20 protein-coding genes and 3 rRNA genes are annotated in these 24,165 nt (G+C 67.0%); 1 reads left to right on the top strand and 22 read right to left on the bottom strand.

All coding sequences use genetic code 11. From position 1 onward, the window contains the following. Positions 1 to 9: 9 nt before the first annotated feature. Genes A6048_RS07240 through A6048_RS18615 form a run of 5 tightly spaced genes read right to left on the bottom strand, consistent with a single transcriptional unit; the run spans position 10 to position 3,613 of the window. The gene (locus A6048_RS07240; RefSeq protein ID WP_107749244.1) at positions 10 to 939 is read right to left on the bottom strand and encodes an NAD kinase; all 930 of its coding nucleotides are present in this window, start codon (positions 937 to 939) and stop codon (positions 10 to 12) included. Continuing rightward, entirely contained in the window at positions 936 to 1,754 is an 819-nt protein-coding gene (locus A6048_RS07235) for a TlyA family RNA methyltransferase (RefSeq protein WP_107749245.1), read from the bottom strand. The genes A6048_RS07240 and A6048_RS07235 overlap by 4 nt, the downstream gene beginning before the upstream one ends. After that, a complete protein-coding gene (locus A6048_RS07230) occupies positions 1,754 to 1,981 on the bottom strand; it encodes a hypothetical protein (RefSeq protein WP_235027671.1) in 228 nt (75 codons plus the stop codon). Before A6048_RS07230 ends, A6048_RS07235 begins: the two co-directional genes overlap by 1 nt. Positions 1,982 to 1,991: 10 nt before the next feature. Continuing rightward, complete coding sequence (locus A6048_RS07225; RefSeq protein ID WP_107749247.1) at positions 1,992 to 2,990, bottom strand: HAD-IIA family hydrolase; 999 nt, start codon at positions 2,988 to 2,990, stop codon at positions 1,992 to 1,994. Between the two features lie 5 nt (positions 2,991 to 2,995). Then, entirely contained in the window at positions 2,996 to 3,613 is a 618-nt protein-coding gene (locus A6048_RS18615; RefSeq protein ID WP_107749248.1) for a tetratricopeptide repeat protein, read from the bottom strand. Positions 3,614 to 3,670: 57 nt separating this feature from the next. Between A6048_RS18615 and A6048_RS18610 the strand changes: the two genes are divergently transcribed. Then, positions 3,671 to 3,904 carry a hypothetical protein gene (locus A6048_RS18610; RefSeq protein ID WP_108835164.1) on the top strand — a complete coding sequence of 78 codons (234 nt, stop codon included), beginning with the start codon at positions 3,671 to 3,673 and terminating at the stop codon, positions 3,902 to 3,904. A gap of 252 nt (positions 3,905 to 4,156) precedes the next feature. Here A6048_RS18610 and rrf read toward each other — a convergent pair. From rrf to pheT, 17 genes are all read right to left on the bottom strand, one after another. After that, positions 4,157 to 4,273 (bottom strand): 5S ribosomal RNA (gene rrf, locus A6048_RS07210). 100 nt (positions 4,274 to 4,373) lie between these two features. Further along, positions 4,374 to 7,469: ribosomal RNA gene (locus A6048_RS07205) — 23S ribosomal RNA — on the bottom strand. A gap of 350 nt (positions 7,470 to 7,819) precedes the next feature. After that, positions 7,820 to 9,336: ribosomal RNA gene (locus A6048_RS07200) — 16S ribosomal RNA — on the bottom strand. Together the 16S, 23S and 5S rRNA genes form the textbook arrangement of a ribosomal RNA operon. A 465-nt stretch (positions 9,337 to 9,801) precedes the next feature. Beyond that, positions 9,802 to 11,082 carry a tyrosine--tRNA ligase gene (gene tyrS / locus A6048_RS07195; protein WP_200837352.1) on the bottom strand — a complete coding sequence of 427 codons (1,281 nt, stop codon included), beginning with the start codon at positions 11,080 to 11,082 and terminating at the stop codon, positions 9,802 to 9,804. A 22-nt stretch (positions 11,083 to 11,104) separates the two neighbouring features. Beyond that, positions 11,105 to 11,755, bottom strand: a complete 651-nt coding sequence (locus A6048_RS07190; protein WP_107748432.1) for a DNA-3-methyladenine glycosylase — start codon at positions 11,753 to 11,755, stop codon at positions 11,105 to 11,107. Beyond that, positions 11,752 to 11,973 carry a Trm112 family protein gene (locus tag A6048_RS07185; protein WP_107748431.1) on the bottom strand — a complete coding sequence of 74 codons (222 nt, stop codon included), beginning with the start codon at positions 11,971 to 11,973 and terminating at the stop codon, positions 11,752 to 11,754. Before A6048_RS07185 ends, A6048_RS07190 begins: the two co-directional genes overlap by 4 nt. 5 nt (positions 11,974 to 11,978) lie before the next feature. After that, entirely contained in the window at positions 11,979 to 13,418 is a 1,440-nt protein-coding gene (gene argH, locus A6048_RS07180; protein ID WP_107748430.1) for an argininosuccinate lyase, read from the bottom strand. Beyond that, a complete protein-coding gene (locus A6048_RS07175) occupies positions 13,415 to 14,614 on the bottom strand; it encodes an argininosuccinate synthase (protein ID WP_107748429.1) in 1,200 nt (399 codons plus the stop codon). Before A6048_RS07175 ends, argH begins: the two co-directional genes overlap by 4 nt. A gap of 55 nt (positions 14,615 to 14,669) precedes the next feature. Next, positions 14,670 to 15,167 (bottom strand): arginine repressor, encoded by a 498-nt coding sequence (locus A6048_RS07170; RefSeq protein WP_107748428.1) that lies wholly within the window; start codon positions 15,165 to 15,167, stop codon positions 14,670 to 14,672. Beyond that, positions 15,164 to 16,105 (bottom strand): ornithine carbamoyltransferase, encoded by a 942-nt coding sequence (gene argF, locus A6048_RS07165; protein ID WP_107748427.1) that lies wholly within the window; start codon positions 16,103 to 16,105, stop codon positions 15,164 to 15,166. Before argF ends, A6048_RS07170 begins: the two co-directional genes overlap by 4 nt. Further along, complete coding sequence (locus tag A6048_RS07160) at positions 16,102 to 17,316, bottom strand: acetylornithine transaminase (RefSeq protein WP_107748426.1); 1,215 nt, start codon at positions 17,314 to 17,316, stop codon at positions 16,102 to 16,104. The genes argF and A6048_RS07160 overlap by 4 nt, the downstream gene beginning before the upstream one ends. Next, positions 17,313 to 18,248 (bottom strand): acetylglutamate kinase, encoded by a 936-nt coding sequence (gene argB, locus A6048_RS07155; RefSeq protein ID WP_107748425.1) that lies wholly within the window; start codon positions 18,246 to 18,248, stop codon positions 17,313 to 17,315. Before argB ends, A6048_RS07160 begins: the two co-directional genes overlap by 4 nt. 1 nt (position 18,249) lies before the next feature. Continuing rightward, positions 18,250 to 18,786, bottom strand: coding sequence for a hypothetical protein (locus tag A6048_RS18240; protein ID WP_159110287.1), 537 nt, complete (start codon positions 18,784 to 18,786; stop codon positions 18,250 to 18,252). Further along, positions 18,783 to 19,820, bottom strand: a complete 1,038-nt coding sequence (gene argC, locus A6048_RS07145) for an N-acetyl-gamma-glutamyl-phosphate reductase (RefSeq protein WP_107748423.1) — start codon at positions 19,818 to 19,820, stop codon at positions 18,783 to 18,785. Before argC ends, A6048_RS18240 begins: the two co-directional genes overlap by 4 nt. A gap of 67 nt (positions 19,821 to 19,887) precedes the next feature. Then, positions 19,888 to 20,625, bottom strand: a complete 738-nt coding sequence (locus tag A6048_RS07140; protein WP_107748422.1) for a DUF2786 domain-containing protein — start codon at positions 20,623 to 20,625, stop codon at positions 19,888 to 19,890. 112 nt (positions 20,626 to 20,737) lie between these two features. Further along, positions 20,738 to 21,658, bottom strand: a complete 921-nt coding sequence (gene thiD / locus A6048_RS07135) for a bifunctional hydroxymethylpyrimidine kinase/phosphomethylpyrimidine kinase (protein ID WP_235027459.1) — start codon at positions 21,656 to 21,658, stop codon at positions 20,738 to 20,740. Then, complete coding sequence (gene pheT, locus A6048_RS07130) at positions 21,651 to 24,140, bottom strand: phenylalanine--tRNA ligase subunit beta (protein ID WP_107748421.1); 2,490 nt, start codon at positions 24,138 to 24,140, stop codon at positions 21,651 to 21,653. Before pheT ends, thiD begins: the two co-directional genes overlap by 8 nt. Positions 24,141 to 24,165 lie beyond the last annotated feature (25 nt).

The following is a 24,165-nucleotide window of genomic DNA, read 5'->3' as shown; positions in this document are numbered from 1 at the left end:
GCACCCACCCTAGGGGAGTGGGCGGACTGCCGACCGCCCGCGCCACCCGGTCACCGGGAGTTCGAACTTGGTCACCAGCCTGTCCGTGAAGGGCGATTCGTCCAATCGCACCCACTTGACCGGTCGTCGACCGCGCACCACCTCGACGCGGCTGCCGGCGGGGGCGTGGACCAGTCGGCGCCCGTCGAGGACCACCACCGCGGGCCCCGAGCGGGTCCCGGTCTCCACGGCGACACGGGAGCTGGGCGCCACGACCATGGGCCGGGCGAAGAGGGCGTGGGCGTTGTTCGGCACCACCAGGATCGCGTCGAGCTCCGGCCAGACGATCGGGCCCCCGGCCGAGAACGCGTACGCCGTGGACCCCGTCGGGGTCGACACGAGCATGCCGTCGCACCCGTAGTCGCTCACCGGTCGACCGTCGATCTCGACCGACGCCTCGAGGACACCCTGCCGGGAGACCTTCTCGATACTCACCTCGTTGAGCGCCCAGTCGTGACCCAGCACGGTGTCCCCGTGGATCACGGTGGCCTCGACCGTCATACGCTCGACCACCCGGTAGTCCCGGTCCGCGATCTGTTCGACCACGCCGTGGAGCGACGAGATCTCGGACTCGGCGAGGAATCCGATGTGCCCGAGGTTCACCCCCAGCACCGGTACATCGGCAGCGTTGGCGTACTGACACGCCCGCAGGAACGTTCCGTCTCCGCCCAGGACCAGAACGAGCTCGCACCCGTCAGCCGCGTGCGGGGTGTCCGCCACCGACTCGACACCCGTCCCCGTGGCAACGTTCTCACTGGTGTCCGCGAGCATCCGCACCGCGATCCCCCGGTTCGCACAGGCGTCGACCACCTGAGCGACTATGGCGACGATATCCGGCCGCTCGATATTGGCCTCGAGCAGGATCCGGCGGGGTATCCCCTCCCCTGTCCTGTCCGTCACTTCGGCCCCTCCTCCACTGCGCGGTGGATGGTGTCCTGCGCTTGATGTGTCAGCTCCACCGGAACCCCTGACTCGGTCTTGCGTAGATGAAGGAAGTACTCGACGTTCCCGGACGGCCCCGGGAGCGGGCTCGCCACACAGCCGAGCGATTCCACCCCGAGTGCCGCCGCGGCCCGGGCGACGCCGGTGACCGCTTCGATCCGGAGCGCGGTGTCGCGGACGACGCCGCCCTGGCCGACCCGCTCGCGTCCCACCTCGAACTGGGGTTTGACCATGGGGAGCAGATCCCCGCCGGTGCGAACGCACGCGGTCAGCGCGGGGAGGACGAGCGGGAGGGAGATGAACGACAGGTCGGAGACCACCACATCGACCTCGCCCCCGATGTCCTCGGGGGTGATTGATCGGACGTTGGTCTTGTCGTGGACGCCGACCCGATCGTCGTTGCGCAGGCGCCACACGAGTTGCCCGTAGCCCACGTCCACGGCCTCGACCCGGTCGGCGCCACGTGTGAGCAGAACATCGGTGAAGCCTCCCGTGGAGGCGCCTGCATCCAGGCAGCGCGCACCGGCGACACCCACGCCGAAGGAATCCAGTGCGCCGATGAGTTTATGGGCTCCCCGTGAGGCCCAGTCGGGTTCGTTCGAGGCGGCGAGCGCGATGGAGGTGGTCGGCTCCACCTGGGTTGCGGGCTTGCTGGCTGCGACACCGTTGACGATCACACGCCCGGAGCCGATGAGATCCTGTGCACGTTCCCGACTGTCACACATCTTGCGGCGGACCAGCTCTGCGTCCAGGCGCCTGCGAGTGGGCGCCATCAGCGGGCTGAGTCCAGGGCGGAGAGTGCGCGGGCGAGCAGTTCGTGGGCGGCGTCCAGGGCACCGACCTGGTCATCGCGAACCACCCCGCCGTCGCTGTCGCCGCCGTGGTCGTCGCCCGAAGACGGCCCGACGGAGTCGGAGAGGAGATCGTCGAAAGCCGAGCGGAGTTCGTCGACGTCCGGGCCCGCGGGCCCTGGCAATGGTGTCGGTCCGGGAGTGCTCACGCGGTCCACGCTAGCCCACGACGAGTCCGGCATCGGCGAACCGTGACCGCGCATCGCCACCGGGATCCCCGATGGTGGTCACTCCGTGCAACCACGCCTGACGGATGACGCTGCGCGCCAGGTCGACACCACCCATGGTCTCCGGGATCCCGTTCAGGTGAAGTACCCCGTCCAGCACCCTCGCGTCGAGTGCGGGTGCCGAGTCGATGCGACTGACCTCGGGCGGCGCGGCGAGCGCGGACAGGTCTCGGGCGAGGTGTGTTGCTCGACGACATTCGTCGGCGGCGAGTAGGTCAGCCGTCCCGTGGACCCCGGTCAGGACCAGGAGTGCGGGCATTCCGGCGGCCAACGCTCCCTCTATGTCGGTGTCGAGCCGGTCGCCGACCACCAACGGCCGCTTCGCGCCGACCAGGTCGGCGGCTGCCCTGAGAACTCCGGCGGCCGGTTTCCCCGCGACCACGGGCTCGCGGTCCGTCGCAGCGCGGAGCGCCGCCACGAGAGAGCCATTTCCGGGCAGGAGACCCCGCTCGGTGGGTAGCGTCGTGTCCACGTTGGAGGCCACCCAGGGAACTCCATGGCGGATCGCGAGACATCCTTCGGCGAGGTCGCCCCAGGTCAGTTCCCGGGACAGCCCCTGGAGGACCACCTCCGGATGGTCATCGGCCGAGTGGACCACCTCGTAGCCGGCCGCCCGTGCGAGGTCCCTGAAGCTGTCGTGGCCCACCACGAGGACTCTCGCCCCCGCGTCCACGTGATCGACCAGCATCATCACGGCCGCCTGCGCACTCGTCATGACGTCGGAATCCCGCGCCGTGAAGCCCAGATCTCGCAGGTGCGCTGCGGTGTCAGCGGGGGAACGGCTCGCGTTGTTGGTCACGTAGACCACCGGGAGTCCCGACTCGTCCAGCGCCTCCGCGGCGCCCGGAATCGGTTCAGGACCACGGATCAGGGTCCCGTCGAGGTCGACGAGCAGTGCGTCGTACAGATCCGACAGAGTGGCTGCAGACACCGGGACTAGTCCTCGAGCTCCGCCAGACGCGACTCCGCGTCCGTGTGCTGGTCCGGGTCGGCGGCCATTGCGTGACCGAACCACGCGGCGGCTTCGTCTCTCCGGCCGGATGCCAACAGGACCTCCGCGTAGGCGTAATCCAGCCGAGCTGCTTCCTCTCCCACAGCGCCCGCGTCCGCGCCGGCATCCTGGAGTGTGACGAGGGCGGCGTCGAGCTGACCCATGTCCACTCGCGCGCCGGCTTCCACGATGCGCAGTTCGACGAGGTCTTCACCGGTGACCTGATGGGACTCCTCCCCGCGGGCGAGCTCGATCGCCTTCTGTGGGCGTTCGAGACCCCGCTCGCAGTCGGCCATCATCGCCAGCAGACCGGGGCCACCCGAGATCCGCCGCGCGGCGCGAAGCTCGCCGAGGGCTTCGGACCACTCGCGGGCCCGATAGGCGAGGACGCCCAGGGTCTCGCGAACGACTCCTATCCGTCCCGCACGGTTCTTGGCGGCCCGACCGTGGGCGAGCGCCAACTCGGGATCGTCGTCGACGAAGTGCATCGCGGCAACCAGGTGCCGGGCCACGAGTTCAGCGTTGGCCTTGTCGAGACCCCGGAGGTCCCTGCGGATCTCCATGTCGAGGTCCGCGGCCTCGATGTCCTCGGGAAGGATCGGCTCGTCGACCCGTGCAGCTTGCCGGGCGTCCTGTCCGGGCCGACCTCCGGCTCGACGATCGTCACCGGGCCGCCCCCCACCACGGGGCGCGACACGGGCGGCACCGCCGCGGCGATCGCCCCCGGCGCCGCCGCGAGCCTCTCCGGCCCGCGGTGCACCGGATCGTTGACCGCTCGTCCGGCTACGTTCGCTCTGACCACCGGACGCCCCGGCGCCACCGGCTCGATGCCGGCCTGCTTCGCCTCCGCCTGACCCGTCGTAGCGTTTGCCGCTGCGTTCCCCGAAGGAGCTGTTGTCCCTACGACCGCCGCTCGAGGCCCGGTCGCCCCTGCGTGGTACGTCACCGTCGCCTCGTCGTGGGGAGCGATCTGGCTGTTCTGACCGGGGTTCGTTCACGTCGTTCACCTTACGTGCGCCGGGTTGTCGGCACTGCTGTTGAAGTATGGAGCACAAATAAGACCAGCGGGAGGAACATGATGTCCCTCCCGCTGGTCATGAAGTTGTGTTCGGCGGTGACCTACTCTCCCACACCCTCACGAGTGCAGTACCATCGGCGCTGGCAGGCTTAGCTTCCGGGTTCGGAATGGGACCGGGCGTTTCCCTGCCGCTATGGCCGCCGTAACTCTGTGAAACAAGGCCCTCACCGCGAGAGGTGTCTCGCGGTATGGGTGTGTTGTTTCAGATACTGCACAGTGGACGCGTAACAATTCTTGGCTTGTTTGTGTGTAAGCCCTCGGCCGATTAGTACCGGTCACCTCCACGCATTGCTGCGCTTCCAGTTCCGGCCTATCAACCCCATGGTCTGTGGGGGGCCTTAACCACGCAAGGTGGTGAGAAACCTCATCTTGGAACAGGCTTCCCGCTTAGATGCTTTCAGCGGTTATCCCTTCCGAACGTAGCTAACCAGCGATGCTCCTGGTGGAACAACTGGCACACCAGAGGTTCGTCCGTCCCGGTCCTCTCGTACTAGGGACAGCTTTCCTCAAGTTTCTTACGCGCGCGGCGGATAGAGACCGAACTGTCTCACGACGTTCTAAACCCAGCTCGCGTGCCGCTTTAATGGGCGAACAGCCCAACCCTTGGGACCTACTCCAGCCCCAGGATGCGACGAGCCGACATCGAGGTGCCAAACCATCCCGTCGATATGGACTCTTGGGGAAGATCAGCCTGTTATCCCCGGGGTACCTTTTATCCGTTGAGCGACACCGCTTCCACTTGCCGGTGCCGGATCACTAGTCCCGACTTTCGTCCCTGCTCGACGTGTCAGTCTCACAGTCAAGCTCCCTTGTGCACTTGCACTCAACACCTGATTGCCATCCAGGCTGAGGGAACCTTTGGGCGCCTCCGTTACTCTTTAGGAGGCAACCGCCCCAGTTAAACTACCCACCAGGCACTGTCCCTAACCCAGATCATGGGCCGAGGTTAGACGTCCAATACGATCAGAGTGGTATTTCAACAACGACTCCACACACACTGGCGTGCATGCTTCACAGTCTCCCACCTATCCTACACAAACCGAATCGAACGCCAATACCAAGCTATAGTAAAGGTCCCGGGGTCTTTTCGTCCTGCCGCGCGTAACGAGCATCTTTACTCGTAGTGCAATTTCGCCGAGTCTGTGGTCGAGACAGCAGAGAAGTCGTTACGCCATTCGTGCAGGTCGGAACTTACCCGACAAGGAATTTCGCTACCTTAGGATGGTTATAGTTACCACCGCCGTTTACTGGGGCTTAAATTCTCAGCTTCGCCTTGCGGCTAACCGGTCCTCTTAACCTTCCAGCACCGGGCAGGCGTCAGTCCGTATACATCGACTTACGTCTTCGCACGGACCTGTGTTTTTAGTAAACAGTCGCTTCTCTCTGGTCTCTGCGACCACACCCAGCTCCCACCGTGAAGATGTTCACCGGGCATGGCCCCCCTTCTCCCGAAGTTACGGGGGTATTTTGCCGAGTTCCTTAACCACAGTTCTCTCGATCGCCTTGGTATTCTCTACCTGATCACCTGTGTCGGTTTGGGGTACGGGCCGTGTATGAACTCACTAGAGGCTTTTCTCGGCAGCATAGGATCACTGAATTCCCCACAACGGGTATGCATCAAGTCTCAGCCTTAATGTGACACGGATTTGCCTATGTCACGGCCTACACTCTTACACCAGTACAACCACTGACTGGCTCAGCTACCTTCCTGCGTCACCCCATCGCTTGGCTACTACCAGATCAGGTCCCGCGCATCCAGACCACGTCATCCCGAAGGATGCTCTAGGCCATTCAGGGCGGTTAGTATCACTGATTCACCATGGGCGCGCACACACGGGTACGGGAATATCAACCCGTTGTCCATCGACTACGCCTGTCGGCCTCGCCTTAGGTCCCGACTCACCCTGGGCAGATTAGCTTGACCCAGGAACCCTTGATCATTCGGCGGACGAGTTTCTCACTCGTCATTCGCTACTCATGCCTGCATTCTCACTCGTGTGGCCTCCACGCCTGGATCACTCCGACGCTTCTATGGCCACACGACGCTCCCCTACCCACCCACACACCTGCCCGGAGGAGGTTATTGTGTGAGTGCCGCGGCTTCGGCGGTGTACTTGAGCCCCGCTAAATTGTCGGCGCAGGACCACTTGACCAGTGAGCTATTACGCACTCTTTCAAGGGTGGCTGCTTCTAAGCCAACCTCCTGGCTGTCTCAGCGATCCCACATCCTTTTCCACTTAGTACACGCTTAGGGGCCTTAGCCGGCGATCTGGGCTGTTTCCCTCTCGACTATGAAGCTTATCCCCCACAGTCTCACTGCCGCACTCTCACACCTCGGCATTCGGAGTTTGGCTGACGTCAGTAACCTTGTAGGGCCCATCGGCCATCCAGTAGCTCTACCTCCGAGGTGAAACATGCGACGCTGCACCTAAATGCATTTCGGGGAGAACCAGCTATCACGGAGTTTGATTGGCCTTTCACCCCTACCCACAACTCATCCCCTCAGTTTTCAACCTAAGTGGGTTCGCGCCTCCACGACGTCTTACCGTCGCTTCACACTGGCCATGGGTAGATCACTCCGCTTCGGGTCTAGAGCATGCCACTCAACCGCCCTATTAGGACTCGCTTTCGCTACGGCTTCCCCACACGGGTTAACCTTGCGACATACCACTAACTCGCAGGCTCATTCTTCAAAAGGCACGCCATCAGCCCGAAAGCCTCTGACGGTTTGTAAGCACACGGTTTCAGGTACTATTTCACTCCCCTCCCGGGGTACTTTTCACCATTCCCTCACGGTACTAATCCGCTATCGGTCACCAAGGAGTATTTAGGCTTACCGGGTGGTCCCGGCAGATTCACAGCAGATTTCACGGGCCCGCTGCTACTTGGGAACACAAATCGCCCAGCCACAAAGTTTTCAGGTACGGGACTCTCACCCTCTACGGCCGACCCTTCCAAGTCGTTCCCCTAACCCGCGGACTATCAAGCGCCTGATCCGGCAGAACCAGGACATCATGCCCCACAACACCACACACGCAACCCCTGCCGGGTATCACACGCATGCGGTTTAGCCTCTTCCGCGTTCGCTCGCCGCTACTGACGGAATCACTGTTGTTTTCTCTTCCTGCGGGTACTGAGATGTTTCACTTCCCCGCGTTCCCTCCACACACCCTATGTATTCAGATGTGGGTAACACGCCATCACGCGTGCTGGGTTTCCCCATTCGGACACCCTCGGATCACAGCTCGGTTGGCAGCTCCCCGAGGCTTATCGCAGCCTCCTACGTCCTTCATCGGCTCTTGGTGCCAAGGCATCCACCGTGTGCTCTTACACACTTACATTCACAAACAATTAAAGATGCTCGCGTCCACTGTGCAGTTCTCAAACAACACACACCAACCCCACCCACACCCCAGGCCAACCGGCCACAAGAGCATCTCGGGAATCAGTGCCATCAAAAACAGACCCACACCCCTCAACCAACAGGAATGCTCAACGGTGCTGTTTCAGATACCCAACAGTGTGTTTTGTCCGAACCACGCTCCCCCCAGCAGCCAGCCCTGAGCCGACGCCGAAGATCCAGGCGAGTCCTACGCAATAGTGTTCCACCCAATGAGCCACCTGGCGCACCACGAACGGGCACGAACCAGACGCTAACTCTGACCACCAAACGGTGGTGAGTGCTCCTTAGAAAGGAGGTGATCCAGCCGCACCTTCCGGTACGGCTACCTTGTTACGACTTCGTCCCAATCGCCGATCCCACCTTCGACGGCTCCCTCCACAAGGGTTAGGCCACCGGCTTCGGGTGTTACCGACTTTCATGACGTGACGGGCGGTGTGTACAAGGCCCGGGAACGTATTCACCGCAGCAATGCTGATCTGCGATTACTAGCGACTCCGACTTCATGGGGTCGAGTTGCAGACCCCAATCCGAACTGAGACTAGCTTTAAGGGATTCGCTCCACCTCGCGGTCTCGCAGCCCTCTGTACTAGCCATTGTAGCATGTGTGAAGCCCTAGACATAAGGGGCATGATGATTTGACGTCATCCCCACCTTCCTCCGAGTTGACCCCGGCAGTCTCTCACGAGTCCCCACCATTACGTGCTGGCAACATGAGACAGGGGTTGCGCTCGTTGCGGGACTTAACCCAACATCTCACGACACGAGCTGACGACAACCATGCACCACCTGTATACAAGCCACAAGGGAAACGACATCTCTGCCGTCGTCCTGTATATGTCAAGCCTAGGTAAGGTTCTTCGCGTTGCATCGAATTAATCCACATGCTCCGCCGCTTGTGCGGGCCCCCGTCAATTCCTTTGAGTTTTAGCCTTGCGGCCGTACTCCCCAGGCGGGGCGCTTAATGCGTTAGCTACGGCACGGAATCCGTGGAAGGACCCCACACCTAGCGCCCACCGTTTACGGCATGGACTACCAGGGTATCTAATCCTGTTTGCTCCCCATGCTTTCGCTCCTCAGCGTCAGTTACTACCCAGAGACCCGCCTTCGCCACCGGTGTTCCTCCTGATATCTGCGCATTTCACCGCTACACCAGGAATTCCAGTCTCCCCTGTAGTACTCAAGTCTGCCCGTATCGCCTGCACGCCCCCAGTTGAGCTGGAGGATTTCACAGACGACGTGACAAACCGCCTACGAGCTCTTTACGCCCAGTAATTCCGGACAACGCTTGCACCCTACGTATTACCGCGGCTGCTGGCACGTAGTTGGCCGGTGCTTCTTCTGCAGGTACCGTCACTCTCGCTTCGTCCCTACTGAAAGGAGTTTACAATCCGAAGACCGTCATCCCCCACGCGGCGTCGCTGCATCAGGCTTCCGCCCATTGTGCAATATTCCCCACTGCTGCCTCCCGTAGGAGTCTGGGCCGTGTCTCAGTCCCAGTGTGGCCGATCACCCTCTCAGGCCGGCTACCCGTCGTCGCCTTGGTAGGCCATTACCCCACCAACAAGCTGATAGGCCGCGGACTCATCCTGCACCGAAAAACTTTCCAACCCCCACCATGCGGCAGGAGCTCATATCCGGTATTAGACCCGGTTTCCCAGGCTTATCCCGAAGTGCAGGGCAGATTACCCACGTGTTACTCACCCGTTCGCCACTCGTGTACCCCCGAAGGGGCCTTACCGTTCGACTTGCATGTGTTAAGCACGCCGCCAGCGTTCGTCCTGAGCCAGGATCAAACTCTCCATAAAAGCTTCTCAGCACTACAAAAAGCACAATCCAAGCAAAAAACAAACCAAACAAACTGGCTGTTCAAAAAACGCGACCCCCACGACAGGGATGTGAAAGGGTCGCAACCAAACAAAAAATTTGGCACTATCACAAACAAAACACACTGTTGAGTTCTCAAACAACACCACCACATCGAACCCCAGACAGTCACTGACCACCCGAATTCGAGGATTCACAACCTTCGCCACCCGTTTCGGGGCAACTTCTCCAGCCTAGCGACTCCGACCCACCAAGTCAAAACCGGGTCCGCGCCACCACCTGAAACTCGTCACCTCCCTCGGCCCGGGCCTCTCGGTCCGCGCTCGCTCTCGGCGACTTCCAATAAGTTACGCAGACGTGAACCCAAACGCAAATCGCCTGGTCATGGAGCGAAATGACCGAAGGCGCCGGTGAGTACCGGCGCCTTCTCTCTGTGCTCTGACCGGTCAGCGGATCCGGACCCCGGCGATGCTCTTCTTGCCGCGTCGGAGCACCAACCAGGTCCCGTGCAGCAGGTCGCCCGCCGCGGGGGCCCAGTCGACATCGTCGATGCGCTGGTTGTTGACGTACGCGCCACCCTCGCCGACGGCACGACGGGCCGCACCCTTGCTCTCGCAGAGACCTGAGGCCACCAGGAGATCGACGATCGTCCTCGGTCCGTCCGATTCCACCTCGACGGCGCCGGCGTCCTCGAGCGCCGCGCCGAGGGTCCGCTCGTCCAGATCGGCCAACTCGCCGCGACCGAACAGTGCCTGGGACGCCGCCTGCACCGACTCCGTGGCAGCCACACCGTGAACCATGGTGGTCATCTCCTCGGCCAGCCGCTTCTGCGCCGCTCGCAGATGCGGCTTCTCCCGGGTGAGTTGGTCCAACTCGTCGATCTCCTCCCGCCCGAGGAACGAGAACCAGCGCAGGTATCGGACCACGTCTGCGTCGGCGGTGTTGAGGAAGTACTGGTACCAGGTGTACGGGCTGGTCATCGCCGGATCGAGCCAGAGGCTCCCACCGCCGGTCGACTTGCCGAACTTCTTGCCGTCGGACGAGGTGACGAGGGGGACGGTCATCGCGTGCACGGACTCCCCGTCCACCCGGCGGTTCAGATCGACGCCGCCGATGATGTTGCCCCACTGATCGGAGCCACCGATCTGCAGTGTGCACCCCATGGTGCGGCGCAACTGCAGGAAGTCATTCGCCTGGAGCAGCATGTAGGAGAACTCGGTGTAGGAGATCCCGTCGCCGTCCAGTCGCCGCTTCACGGTGTCGCGCCCGAGCATGGTGTTGAGCGAGAAGTGCTTGCCGACGTCGCGGAGGAATTGGATGGCGGTCAGATGCCCGGTCCACTGCATGTTGTTGACGACGCGGGCTCCCGCAGGGCCCTCGTTGAGGTCCACGAACAGCTCGAGCTGACCAGCGATGCGCTCGCTCCACTCGGCCACCGTGTCGGCGGTGTTCATGGTGCGCTCCCCCACGTCCCGGGGGTCACCGATCATCCCGGTCGCCCCACCGGCCAGGACGATCGGCCGGTGCCCGGCCAGCTGGAACCGACGGAGCGTCAGCAGCGGGATCAGGTGACCGGCGTGCAGGCTCGGCCCGGTGGGATCGAATCCGCAATAGAGCGACACGGTGCCCTCGTCGAGATGGGCACGGAGCGCGTCGAGGTCGGTCGACTGCGCTATGAGCCCCCGCCACTGCAGGTCATCGAGGATGTTGGTAGTCACGCCCGTCATTGTTCCCCATCAGCGCGGCGGACTACCACGGGGCGGGGTGCGTGACGCGTGGCGCACGTGGACTGCGCCGGTATGCGGAGACCTCCCGAGCCCCCGCCAGCCAGAACCGCCAGGGGCGGTCCGCCTCGCGGGAGACCCCCACCCGGGGACCCGTCCTGATCTGCGCATCGGGGAGCGGATCGGGACGGAACGTGACCGACGACGACGAGTCGAGGACATCCGTACCCCGGAAGGAGAGATCGATGCCCAACACCCGGCCCAGGTTCCCCGGTCCGCGGGCGGCACGCTCGGCAGGTATCCCGGGCCGGCGGCTGTCCACCACCTCGTGTCCGCTCTCCACCCGGGCCGCTCGGAGCAGGACACCGCCCCCCTCCCCCGGGGGACGGCAGGTGATGTTGACGCATCGGTGGATCCCGTGACTCAGATAGACGTACAGGTGACCGGCGTCGCCGAACATCACCTCGTTCCGCGGGGTGGGACCCGGCCAGGTGTGCGCGGCGGGATCCGGATGGGGCGAGTCGACCGGGCCGCCGTACGCCTCGACCTCCACCACCCGCACCGAGACGGAGCGATGGGTCAGGACACCCCCGAGCAGTGCTCGTGCGGCCTCGGCCGGGTGGGCCTCGCGGAGCAGTTCCCGGAACTGGCCCGGCGAGGTGTCCGGCGAGGTCACTCCTGTGGAGCGCCGCCCGAACGGGCGAGCAGTTCCGCGTGCTCGGAGTCCTCCACCTGACGCGACTCCTCCACCAACAGCACCGGGATGCCGTCGTCGATCCGGTAGGCGCGGCGGAGTCGGGGGTTGTAGAGCGTGTCGTCTCCCGCCAGGAGAAGTGGACCCTTGTCCTCGGGGCAGGCGAGGATTTCCAGCAGGCGGTCATCGATGGCGGACATGGCGCTCACCCTACCCAGTGGGCGAGTTCGTCACGGATCTCTCCCAGCCGTCGCCGCTGTTCCGCCACGGCGGTGCCGGCGGTTCCACCCCGTGCGCTCCGGGAGGCGATGGATCCCGCCACGGTGAGCACGTTGCGGACCTCCGGCCTGAGTGCCGGATCGATTCCGGCCAACTCGTCGTCGGTCAGCTCGTCCAGACCCACGCCGCGCGACTCGGCCACCCGCACGCATTCCCCGGCCGCCTCGTGGGCCACCCGGAACGGAACGCCCTGGCGGACCATCCACTCCGCGATGTCGGTGGCCAACGTGTACCCGGCCGGTGCGAGCTCGGCGAGCCGCCCCGGATGGAACTCCAGGGTCGCGACCATCCCGGCCATCGCCGGGAGCAGCAGGTAGAGCTGGGCGACCGAATCGAAGACCGGCTCCTTGTCCTCCTGTAGGTCCCGGTTGTAGGCCAACGGCTGGGCCTTGAGGGTCGCGAGCAGGCCGGTCAGGTTGCCGATCAACCGGCCCGTCTTGCCGCGCATCAGTTCCGCGACGTCCGGGTTCTTCTTCTGCGGCATGATCGAGCTGCCCGTGGACCACTCGTCGGCCAGCGTCACGTACCCGAACTCCGGGGTGGACCAGGCGATCACCTCTTCCGCCAGGCGGGAGAGGTCCACCGCGATCTGGGCGAGGACGTAGGCCGCCTCGGCGGCGAAGTCCCGTGAGCTCGTGGCATCGATCGAGTTGTCCGCCGCGCGGTCGAAGCCGAGCTCCGCCGCGATCGCGTCCGGGTCCAACCCGAGAGACGAGCCGGCCAGGGCGCCCGAACCGTACGGTGAGACCGCGAGGCGGCGGTCCAGGTCCCGGATCCGATCGACGTCCCGCAGCAACGGCTGTGCGTGGGCCAGGAGCTGGTGTGAGAGCAGGATCGGCTGGGCCGCCTGGAAGTGGGTCTTGCCGGGCATCACCGTCTCGGGGTGGGCATCAGCCTGGGCGACGAGAGCGTCGACCACGTCGAGCACCCCCTCGGCCACCTCCCGGACCGCATCGCGCAACCACATCCTGAACAGCGTGGCGACCTGGTCGTTGCGGGACCGGCCTGCGCGCAGGCGTCCACCCACCTCGACCCCCACCCGGTCGATCAGTCCGCGTTCGAGGGCGCCGTGCACGTCCTCGTCCGACTCCGCCGGGACGAACGCGCCGGAATCGACGTCCGCGGCCAGACGGTCCAGGCCGTCGAGCATCGCGTCGAGGTCGGAACCGGAGAGCAGACCCGCGCGGTGCAGCACCCTGGCGTGGGCCTTGGAGGCCCTGATGTCGTAGGGCGCCAACTCCCAGTCGAAGTGCGTGGACTTGCTCAGCGCGGCCATCGCCTCGGCGGGGCCGCCGGCGAAGCGACCGCCCCACAGGGCTCCGGTGTTGGTGCCGTGCCGTTCGTCCTGCCGGTCCCCGTCGCTCACAGCCCGAGGTCCCGCTTGGCGGCGATCTTGGAGCTCAGGCCGTGGAGGTTCACGAAGCCCTTCGCGTAGCTCTGGTCGAACGAGTCGCCCTCGTCGTAGGTCGCGAGGTTGAAGTCGTACAGCGAGGAGTCGGAACGACGACCGTTGACGACGATGGAACCACCGTGCAGGACCATCCGGATGTCACCGGAGACGTGCTGCTGGGTGTTGTCGATGAAGGCGTCGAGGGCGTACTTGAGCGGGGAGAACCACAGTCCGTCGTAGACGGCGTTGGACCACTGGTCGGACACGCCCGACTTGTACCGCGCCAGCTCCCGCTCGAGCGTGACGTCCTCGAGCGCCTTGTGCGCGGTGATGAGGATCATCGCGCCCGGCGCCTCGTAGACCTCGCGGCTCTTGATACCGACGAGCCGGTCCTCGACCATGTCCAGCCGACCCACGCCCTGAGCCCCGCCCCGGCGGTTGAGCTCCACGATTGCCTCGAGCACGGAGACCTTGCGCCCGTCGATCGCCACCGGGATGCCCTCCGAGAAGGTCACGGTGACCTCGTCGGGAGCGGAGAAGTTGAGGGTGGGGTCCTCGGTGTAGTCGTAGACGTCCTTGGTGGGGGCGTTCCACAGGTCCTCGAGGAAGCCGGTCTCCACGGCCCGGCCCCAGACGTTCTGGTCGATCGAGAACGGGGACTTCTTGGTCACGTTGATGGGGATCTCGTTCTGCTCCGCGAACTCGATGGCCTTCTCACGGGTCCAGGCGTAGTCGCGGACAGGGGCGATCACCTCGAGGTCGGGGGCGAGGGCGCCGAAGCCCACCTCGAAGCGGACCTGGTCGTTGCCCTTGCCGGTACAGCCGTGGGCGACGGAGGTGCCTCCGTGCATCTTGGCGGCGGTGACAAGGTGCTTGACGATCAGGGGCCGGGAGATCGCCGAGACCAGCGGGTACTCCCGCATGTACATCCCGTTGGCCTTGATCGTGGGGGCGCAGTACTCGTCGGCGAACTCGTCGCGGGCGTCCACGACGATCGACTCGACGGCGCCGCAGTCCAGTGCGCGCTGGCGGATGACCTCCATGTCCTCACCGCCCTGACCCAGGTCGATGGCCACGGCGACGACCTCGGCGCCGGTCTCCTTACCGATCCAGCTGATGGCGACGGAGGTGTCGAGGCCGCCGGAGTAGGCGAGGACTACGCGATCGGACATGGTGTGCTCCTTGATGGTTCGGATCGATAGGTCTATGGGTGTTCGGTCGTGGGTCTCAGAGCTGGCGTCGCGCCAGTGAGGCGAGCCGGTCCGCGAGCTCGGCGCCGCCGACGGGCTCGCGGGCCATCACGAATATGGTGTCATCCCCGGCGATCGTGCCCACCACGTCGTCGAGGTTTGCGCGGTCCAGCCCGCTCGCCAGGAAGTTCGCGGCGCCGGGCGGGGTCCGCAGGACCGCGATGTTGCCACTGTGGTCCGCCGAGACCAGGAGGTCCGCGAGGAGCCTGCCGAGTCTGTCGGTGCCCCCGGGGATCCCCGGGGCCCGGCTGCCGTCCTCCGGGATGATGTAGCGACCCGCGCCGCCGTCCGCGGCCCGGAGTTTGACGGCCCCGAGCTCGTCGAGATCCCGGCTCAGGGTGGCCACCGCGACCGCTATGCCCTCCTCGGCCAGTGCCTCGGCCAGCTCGGTCTGACTTCGGACGGGACGACGCTGGAGGATCTCGGCGATGCGGGCGTGCCTTGTTGTCCTGCTGACCGTCCCCACCGTGGTCACGACCGCTCCATGAGCCACACGAGCAGTGCCTTCTGCGCGTGGAGCCGGTTCTCGGCCTCGTCGAACACGCGGCTGCGGGGGCCGTCGATGACCTCGGCCGCGATCTCCTTGCCGCGATAGGCGGGAAGACAGTGCAGGACGATCACGTCGTCGGACGCCTTGTCGACCGACTCCTGCCCCAACTGGTAGTCGGCGAGGTCGCGGAGTCGGTCGGTCGCCGAGTCCTCCATCCCCATCGATACCCAGGTGTCCGTGATGAGGACGTCGGCCCCGGCCACTGCGGAGTCGACATCGGTCGTGATCGTCACCGATCCCCCGGTCTCCGCGGCCACGCGCTCCGCATCCGAGACCACCTGTCCCGTCGGCTGGTAGCCCTCCGGCGCGGCGATGGTGATGTGCATGCCCGCGGTGGCGAACCCGAGCAGATACGAGTGCCCCATGTTGTTCGCGCCGTCGCCGAGGTAGACCGCGCGCAGGCCGGCGGTGCGACCGAAGTTCTCGCGGATGGTGAGCAGGTCCGCGAGGATCTGGCACGGGTGGAACTCGTCGGTCAGGGCGTTGACCACGGGCACGGCCGAATGCGCGGCGAGCTCGGCCAGCCCGTCCTGAGAATAGGTACGCCACACGATCGCCTCGACGTAACGCGACATCACCCTGGCCGTGTCGGAGAGGGTCTCGCCCTTGCCCATCTGGGTGGATCCGGAGTCCACGACGATGGCGTTCCCGCCGAGTTGGGCGATCCCGGCGTCGAACGAGAACCGGGTCCGCGTGGAGGTCTTGTCGAAGATCACCGCGACCGAACGAGGCCCCTCGAGCGGGCGCGCCGAGAACGGGTCGGCTTTGAGTCGCATCCCGAGATCGAGGACCTCGGCCTGTTCCGCGGGGTTGAGGTCGTCATCGCGCAGGAAGTGCCGCACCGACGGTGTTGCTGCGGTCATGACGTGGACTCCTTCGGGGTCGCGGCGTCGAGGATTCGCGGCAGCCCGGCGACGAACCGGGCGACCTGCTCCTCCGTCAGGATGAACGGCGGGGCGAGTCGGACCACGTCCACTGTGGTGGCGCCGACGAGGTACCCGGCCTCCCGGGCTGCCGCCTCCACCGCCTTCGCGAGCGGGGCCGTGAGCACCACGCCGAGCAGGAGGCCACTCCCGCGTACGTGGTCGACGAGTGGGTGGTCCAGGCACTCGATCTCGGCGGCGATGATCTTGCCGAGTCTGTCGACATGCGCGATCAGGTCGTCGGCCTCGATCGTGTCCAGGACCGCCAGGGCGGCCGCGCACGCGATCGGGTTCCCACCGAAGGTGGTCCCGTGTTGGCCCGCGTTGAGCAGCTCCCCGGCCGCGCCGACCGCCAGACAGGCGCCGATGGGCAGCCCGCCCCCCAGGCCCTTGGCCAGGGTGATCACGTCGGGCACCACGCCCACCCGCCGCGTGGCGAACATCGCACCGGTACGACCGATCCCGGTCTGGACCTCGTCGACGATCATGAGGATCCCGTGCTCGCTGCACAACGAGCGCACGTCCGCCAGGAACCCCTCGGGGGGCTCGACGACCCCTCCCTCGCCCTGGACCGGCTCGACGATCACGGCGGCCGTGTCCCCGGGGGCCTGCCCGACGAGGGCGGTGAGCGCCGCGATGTCCCCATAGGGGAAGAACTCGACCCCTGCGGGCATCGGTTCGAACGGCTCACGTTTGGCGGGCTGTCCCGTCATCGCGAGCGCGCCCATGGTCCTGCCGTGGAAGCCGTTCTCCGCGGCGAGGATCCGCCGACGTCCCGTCCGCCTGGCGATCTTGAACGCGGCCTCGTTGGCCTCCGCGCCCGAGTTGCAGAAGAAGGCGCGGACGGGTTCGTCCACCGCCAGCAGCGACTCGAGTCGTTCGGCCAGCGCCACCACCTTCGGGTGGATGTAGAGGTTGGACACGTGGCCGAGGTCGGCCACCTGGCGGCTGACCGCGTCGACCACCGCGGGATGCGCGTGACCGAGGGCGTTGACCGCGATCCCGCCGAGCAGGTCCACGTACTCGCGGCCGTCGGCGGCGGTGACGGTGACCCCCTGTCCCGAGACCAGCTCGAGCGGCGGGGTGCCGTAGTTGCGCATGAGCGCGCTGTCCCACCGTGCGGTGAGGGAAGTGGAGTCGGTCATGGTCATCTCGCGCCTCCTGCCGGCGTGCGGATCTCGTGGTCACCCTCGGTGACCATGGTGCCGATGCCCCCCTCGGTGAGGACCTCCAGCAACACGGAGTGCTCGACGCGCCCGTCGATGACGTGGGCCGCCCGCACCCCGCCCTGCACCGCACGCAGGCACGCCTCCATCTTGGGAACCATCCCGCTCTCGAGCGACGGGAGCAGCCGTTCGAGCGGCCCCGTCCCGAGGTGGGTGACCAATGAGGACCGGTCCGGCCAGTCGGTGTACAACCCCTCCACGTCGGTGAGGACGACGAGCTTCTCGGCACCGAGCGCGGTGGCCAGTGCACCGGCGGCGGAGTCCGCGTTGATGTTGTGGACGGTCCCGTCGGCATCCGGGGCGATCGTGGACACGACGGGGATCCGACCGGCTTCGATGAGGTCCAGGACGGCACGGGGCTCGACCGACTCGACGTCTCCGACCAGTCCGATGTCGGTCGGCTCGCCGTCGACCATCGCGGTCCGCCGAACCGCCGTGAACAGACCCGCGTCCTCCCCGGAGATCCCGACCGCGTAGGGGCCGTGCGCGTTGATGAGCCCCACCAGTTCGCGGCCGACCTGGCCGAACAGCACCATGCGGACGATGTCCATGACCTCGGGGGTGGTGACCCGGAATCCTCCGCGGAACTCGCCTTCCATACCCAGGCGGCTGAGCATCGACGTGATCTGTGGACCGCCGCCGTGGACCACGACCGGCTTGAGACCACAGGTCCGGAGGAACACCATGTCGGCCGCGAACGCCGCCTTGAGCTGATCGTCGATCATCGCGTTGCCGCCGTACTTGACCACGACGATCTTGTCGTGGAACTTCTGCAGCCACGGCAGTGCCTCGGCGAGGACGTGTGCGCGGACGAACGGCGTCAACTCGGTGGACCCGTCGTTCATCTCGGTGGTCATGTCAGGCCTCTCCGGGTGGTGTGGGAAGGGTCAGGACGAGGTGGACGTCTGCTCCGCCGCGGTGCGGAAAATGGAACTCGACCCCGCCCGGTGTCGTCGATGGTTCGGGCCAGGGGGTGGTGCCGGTGTCGGGGCGGAACACCAGGACCTCGATGGGGCCCGCCGCGGTCTCCGATCGGGCTGTGGCGAACGCGGCCACGTCCTCCGCCACCCTGTGGGTGAAGGTGAAGTCCTCAGCGGTGTCCTCGAACCCGGGGCCGTCGAGAAACACGACCGCCCGGGTGGCGGGGACCTCGGCACAGCGGACACTCCACTGCAGCTCAGCAGCATCGTTGCCGCCACCGGTCACCCGGAGCGTCGCCGAGGATCCCGGAGGCGCGACCCAGAACGCCGCGCCCAGCTCGACGGGATCGGTCCACCCCTGAAGTCCGTACCGATCACCGCTCGACTCCGCGCCCGGCAGAGGTCCGTCCACACGGAGATCGCCCGCCGCGGGCTCGCCGGTCTGCGGCCCCTCGGACAGCGGACCGTCGGTCACGGTGCCAGTCCGACGGTGCTGAGCCCTGCGGTCTCGGGCAGTCCGAGGGCGAGGTTCATGGACTGGATCGCCCCACCGGCGGTGCCCTTGGCGAGGTTGTCGATCGCCGCGGTGAACACCGCGCGGCCGGCGCGCTGGTCAACCTCGATGCCGAGCTGCACGGCGTTGGACCCGAGGACCGAGGCGGTCATCGGCTGCACGCCCTCCGGGAGCACGTGGACGAAGGGTTCGTCGTCAAAGGCTTCGGCGTACACCCGGCGCAACTCCTCCGCCGTCGCCGTGGTCGGGGCGACCGCGGTGGTGAGGATGCCCCGCGCCATCGGGGCCAGGACCGGAGTGAAACTCACCGACACCTCCGAATCGGTGACCGCCCGCAGGTTCTGGGTGATCTCCGGCGCGTGACGGTGGGTCGTGACGCCGTACGCCTTGGCCGAGCCCATGACCTCTGAGGCGAGCATCGGCACCTTGGCGGCCTTACCCGCTCCCGAGGCACCGGTGATCGAGACGATCGTGATGCCCGAGGCGTCGATCAGGCGGGCCGCCACCGCCGGGAACAGTGCGATGCTCGCCCCTGTGGGAAAGCACCCGGGCACCGCGATCCGGCGGGTGGACCGCAGTGCCGCTCTCGCCCCGGGGAGTTCTGGCAAACCGTACGGCCAGGTGCCGGCGTGTGCGGACCCGTAGTAGGTCTCCCAGTCCGAGGCGTCGGACAACCGGAAGTCCGCGCCCAGGTCGATGACAAGGACGTCGGGCCCCAGCTGCTCGGCGATCTCCGCGGAGTGCCCGTGCGGTAGGCCCAGGACCACGACGTCGTGACCGGCCAGCGTGTCCGCACTGGTCTCGGCCAGAACGTGGTTCGCGAGGGGCAGGAGATGGGGGTGGTGTTGGGCCAGCGACTGCCCGGCGCTGGACCCCGCGGCGAGGGTTCCGATCTCCATCTCACCTGACACGAGCGCCGGGTGCCCGAGCAACAGGCGGAGGAACTCCCCTCCCGCGTAACCCGAAGCACCTGCGACCGCTACCTTGATTGCCATACGCACGAGTATGCATCACCTTGCAATAATTTGCACACCGACCCGCCGCCCACACCCCCCGGACCGGTCAGGCCCCCAACTGGCGTCGGCCCCCGCCGAATCGGCTCTGTCCGAGATCCACCGATCCACCCACGCGACGACCCTCTTCGATCCCCGAGGTACCCACCCGCCGTCGTGCGCCCCGCACCGCCGACGGGAAGCGGAGCCGCAGTTCGGAGTCCGCCCTTTGGGCATCCGACCTCAGGACGAGCCCCGCCCCGGCTGCGTCCCCGCTGTCGGCGACGGCTCCGTGTTCGGCCGCGGCCAGTCGGCGACCCACCTCGAAGGCGAACCCGGTCATGAACGACTTTCGGTGCGTGACCGGCGAGACGCCGGGACCGGGACGCTGGCGCGCCGCCGCCGCGAGCATGACCCCCGTGAGCCCCCCGGCGAGCACCCCGACCCGCTCGACGTGCCGACGCACCCCCACGATGTGGACGACCTTCGCACCGTCACCGCGGGTGGAGGTGACGGCCCGACAGTGCATCGCGGCGGCCAGGGACGCCACCAGACCCACCTGGTCCGGCTGGTACTTGCCGGTGACCACGTGGTCGAGGACCACCACCTCCGTCGGCTGTGCGTCGGGCCCCGACCTGGCCAGCGCCTCGTCCACCCCGTACTTGGCGAGCAACCCGTAGGCCCGCTCGAGGAAGACCTCGGCCTCCGGCGTACCGGCGACGCTCTCGGCCTTGGCGAACAACTTGCGGACTCGATCGAGCGCCTTGGCGGCGGAGGACTCGGCGGATGAGTGCGGCGCTGTGGTCATGGTCTACTCCCGATGGTCTCGGCTGGATACGAGCCGGATATTCGCACAGGTGTACGACAGAGCGCTGGGTCACGGAACATCGGACAAGAGGCGATGCGGCGAGGGGCGTCGATCAGTGGTGGAGGAACCAGGTGTGGTCGAGCGGTCCGGACCCCCGGCCCACCTCGAGCGTCAGCCCGCCCCTGAGCGCGCCGTCCATCCAGGGACGGACCCGCCGGTAGGCGGCCTCCCAGTCGTCGGACCCCACCCGGGCCGTGGCCAGGGCGGAGGACAGCGAGCATCCGGTCCCGTGGGTGTGCGGGGTGTCCACGCGGACGAACGGGAGCCGGAGCGTCGTGCGCCACACGCCCTCTGACCGCACGAGGATGTCCTCGGCGCTGCCGTCCTCGAGGTCGCCGGTCGTGGCGAGCACGGAACACCCGGTCCGCTCGTGGACGAGTTCGGCCTGCCCCACGATCGTCTCGATTCGGCCCGCGGTCGGCTCCCCGCACAGGACGCCGAGCTCCGGGACGTTGGGCGTGACGAGATCCACGAGCGGGACGAGGTCGCGCAGCATCCGGGAGGCGTCGTCGCTGGCGAGCCTGCCACCGGTGGTGGCGACCATGACCGGGTCGAGGACCACGTTCGGGGGCCGCCGGCGCCGCAGCCAGTCCCCCACCGCCTCGACCAGAGAAGCTTCTCCGAGCATGCCGATCTTGACCGCGTCGATCCGGACGTCGTCCGCCACCGCGTCGAGTTGGGCCACGACGGTGTCGACGGGAACGGCGTGCACGCCACTGACCCCGAGGGTGTTCTGGACGGTGACCGCGGTGACGACCCCCATCGCGTACCCGCCCATCGCGGCGACCGACTTGACGTCCGCGAGCAGGCCGGCGCCGCCCGAGGGATCGGTGCCAGCGATGCACAGGACCCTCGGCACACGGACGCGACCGGCGGCGCGCTCGGCGGCGTCGGCACGGTCGGCGTCAGCACGGTCGGCGTCAGCACGCTCGGCGTGATCGCGGTCCCCGGGCGCCCCCGCCGGGTCAGCCACGGAGTGTCGCCCCCACGGCCGCCTGCGCGGCCTCCACCGCCGCCGTCCGCCACCGTGTGGCCTCGTCCTCGGTAAGGGTCCTGTCGTCGGCGCGGAAGGTCAGGGCGTAGGCCAGGGACTTGTGCCCCTCGCCGAGCTGGGAGCCGGTGTAGACGTCGAAGAGTCGAACGCTCTCCAGGAGATCACCGCCACCCGAGCGCAGGGCCGCCTCGACCGAGGACGCCGGAACCGACGACTCCACCACGAGGGCGACGTCCTGGTTGACGGCCGGGTAGGCCGAGATCGACGGCGCGGGCAGGACCTCGCGGGCCCCGATCGCGGTGAGGTCCAGCTCGACCGCGCAGGACCGGCCGGGGAGCCCGAGTCGTTCGCACGCGGCCGGATGCAGCTCGCCGGCATGGCCCACCACCGCGCCGTCGACCAGGACCTCGACGCAACGACCCGGGTGCCACGGCGCACGTTCCGCCCCACGGACGTCGACGTCGGCCCCCAGGGCGCGGCCGACGATCCGGGCCGCCTCGACCGCGTCGAGGGCGTCCGCGTCGCGGCCCGGCCCGAAGTGGCCGCCCGGCTCGCGCTTACCGGTGTAGAGGGCGGCGACGTGCAGGGGCTGCTCCGGCAGCGAGGCCGTGAGCGCGTCCCGCTCCTGCTGCGTGGGCTCGCGGTCGACGGGCAGCATCTCCACGGCCCGGGTGGTCGGGGTGCGGAAGGACACCTGCGCCACCGAGAACAGCGATAGGTCGCGTGCGCCGCGGGTGAGATTGCGCCGGGCGATCTCCACCAACGACGGCAGGAGCGTGGTGGCGAGGTGACCCTTCTCGCTCTCCAACGGGTTGACCACCGACATCGTGCTGCGTCGCTCGTCGTCGTCGCTGAGCCCCATCGCGTCGAACACCGACGGATCACAGAACGGTGAGGTGAGCACCTCCACGTGCCCGGCCGCCGCCAGAGCGTGACCCACGGCGCGGCGACCCCGCTGGGTGGCGGTGAGCCCGCGGCCCGCGGGTGCGGTCGGCAGCACCGACGGGATGTTCTCCAGCCCCTCGAGGCGCAGGACCTCCTCCACCAGATCCGCGGGCAACGTGAGATCCGGGCGCCACGTCGGCGGGGTGACCTCGAGCAACACCGCGTCATCCCCCGCGACCGCGCACCCGACCTGCTCCAGGCGGTGACGCGCGGTGCCGGTCGGGTAGTCGACGCCGGCGACGCGGGAGGGCCTGCCCTCATCGAACGCGATGGTCGGCATGACGGGGGCGGAACCGGCGTCGGAGAGAGTGGACTCGACCGTGCCACCGGTGATCTCCGCCAGGAGGGTCGCGGCGCGGTCCAGCGCGGCGATCGAGGCCGCGGCGTCGACACCACGCTCGTACCGCTTGCCCGCCTCGCTGGGCAACTTGTGCCGACGGATGGTGCGGAACACCGCGAGCGTGTCCCACACGGCGGCCTCGAGGAGGACGTCCGTGGTCTGCTCGGACACCTCCGTGCTCGCACCGCCCATGACGCCCGCCAGTGAGATCGGGCCGCGGTCGTCACAGATCACCACGTCCTCGGGGTCGAGTGAACGCACCACGTCGTCGAGGGTGGTGAGCTTCTCCCCCGCCCGCGCTCGGCGGACGGTGAGCCCGCCCCGCAGCGTGGCGGCGTCGAACGCGTGCATGGGATGGCCGAGTTCGAGCATGACGTAGTTGGTCACGTCGACGGCCGGCGAGATCGGGCGCACGCCCGACAGCAGCAACCGCCGCGCCATCCACCACGGCGTCCGGGCGGACGGGTCGATTCCGGTCACGCGACGGAGAGCGAACCGCTGCGCACCGGACTCCTGCGCCACCTCCAGCGGCCAGGTCTCGCCCCGGGACGGCAGGTCCAGCTCGACGGCCGGATCGGCGAAGTCCAGGCCGAAACCGCACGCGAGCTCGCGGGCCAGGCCACGCGCCGACAGGCAGTAGCCACGATCCGGGGTGACGTTGAGTTCGATGACGGTGTCGGGACCCGCCGCCCCGGCGTCCAGCACCGGGCCTGCGGGGTCACCGGGCTCCGCGGTGCCGTCCGCCAGGACGATGATGCCACTGTGGTCGGTGCCGATCCCGAGCTCGGAGGCCGAGCAGATCATGCCCTCGCTGGGCTTGCCGTAGGTCGTGCGCCTGCCGATCTCGAACCCACCGGGCAGCACCGTCCCGGGAAGTGCGACCACGACCAGGTCCCCCGTCGCGAAGTTCCGGGCCCCGCAGACGATCTGCTGCGGCTCGTCGCCGCCCACGTCGACCAAGCAGAACCGGATCGGCTTCTTGAAGCCCTCGAGCTCCTCGATGCTGCTGACCCGCCCGATGGTGAGCGGACCGGCGATCTCCGGAAGCGTCTCCGGTTGGCCCTCGACCTCGAGGCCGACGCGCACGAACCCCGCATCGAGCTCGGCCGGGGTCACCGACCAGCCGTCGTTGGCCCGCTGCAGGATCTCGGTCAGCCAGGACTGGGCAATTCGCACTGTGGGGGTCCTTCGTCTTCTCGGG

Origin of the sequence: Dietzia psychralcaliphila (assembly GCF_003096095.1) — a bacterium.
GTDB classification, from domain to species: Bacteria; Actinomycetota; Actinomycetes; order Mycobacteriales; family Mycobacteriaceae; genus Dietzia; species Dietzia psychralcaliphila.
This window is presented reverse-complemented; position numbering and strand designations above follow the sequence as displayed.

Bases quoted from the DNA above. Each gene is read 5' to 3' on its own strand.
- A6048_RS07235 (WP_107749245.1), bottom strand. From the start codon at position 1,754: ATGGCGCCCACTCGCAGGCGCCTGGACGCAGAGCTGGTCCGCCGCAAG.
- A6048_RS18615 (WP_107749248.1), bottom strand. From the start codon at position 3,613: ATGGAGATCCGCAGGGACCTCCGGGGTCTCGACAAGGCCAACGCTGAA.
- tyrS (WP_200837352.1), bottom strand. From the start codon at position 11,082: ATGACGGGCGTGACTACCAACATCCTCGATGACCTGCAGTGGCGGGGG.
- A6048_RS07185 (WP_107748431.1), bottom strand. From the start codon at position 11,973: ATGTCCGCCATCGATGACCGCCTGCTGGAAATCCTCGCCTGCCCCGAG.
- A6048_RS07175 (WP_107748429.1), bottom strand. From the start codon at position 14,614: ATGTCCGATCGCGTAGTCCTCGCCTACTCCGGCGGCCTCGACACCTCC.
- argF (WP_107748427.1), bottom strand. From the start codon at position 16,105: ATGACCGCAGCAACACCGTCGGTGCGGCACTTCCTGCGCGATGACGAC.
- A6048_RS07160 (WP_107748426.1), bottom strand. From the start codon at position 17,316: ATGACCATGACCGACTCCACTTCCCTCACCGCACGGTGGGACAGCGCG.
- argB (WP_107748425.1), bottom strand. From the start codon at position 18,248: ATGACCACCGAGATGAACGACGGGTCCACCGAGTTGACGCCGTTCGTC.
- argC (WP_107748423.1), bottom strand. From the start codon at position 19,820: ATGGCAATCAAGGTAGCGGTCGCAGGTGCTTCGGGTTACGCGGGAGGG.
- A6048_RS07140 (WP_107748422.1), bottom strand. From the start codon at position 20,625: ATGACCACAGCGCCGCACTCATCCGCCGAGTCCTCCGCCGCCAAGGCG.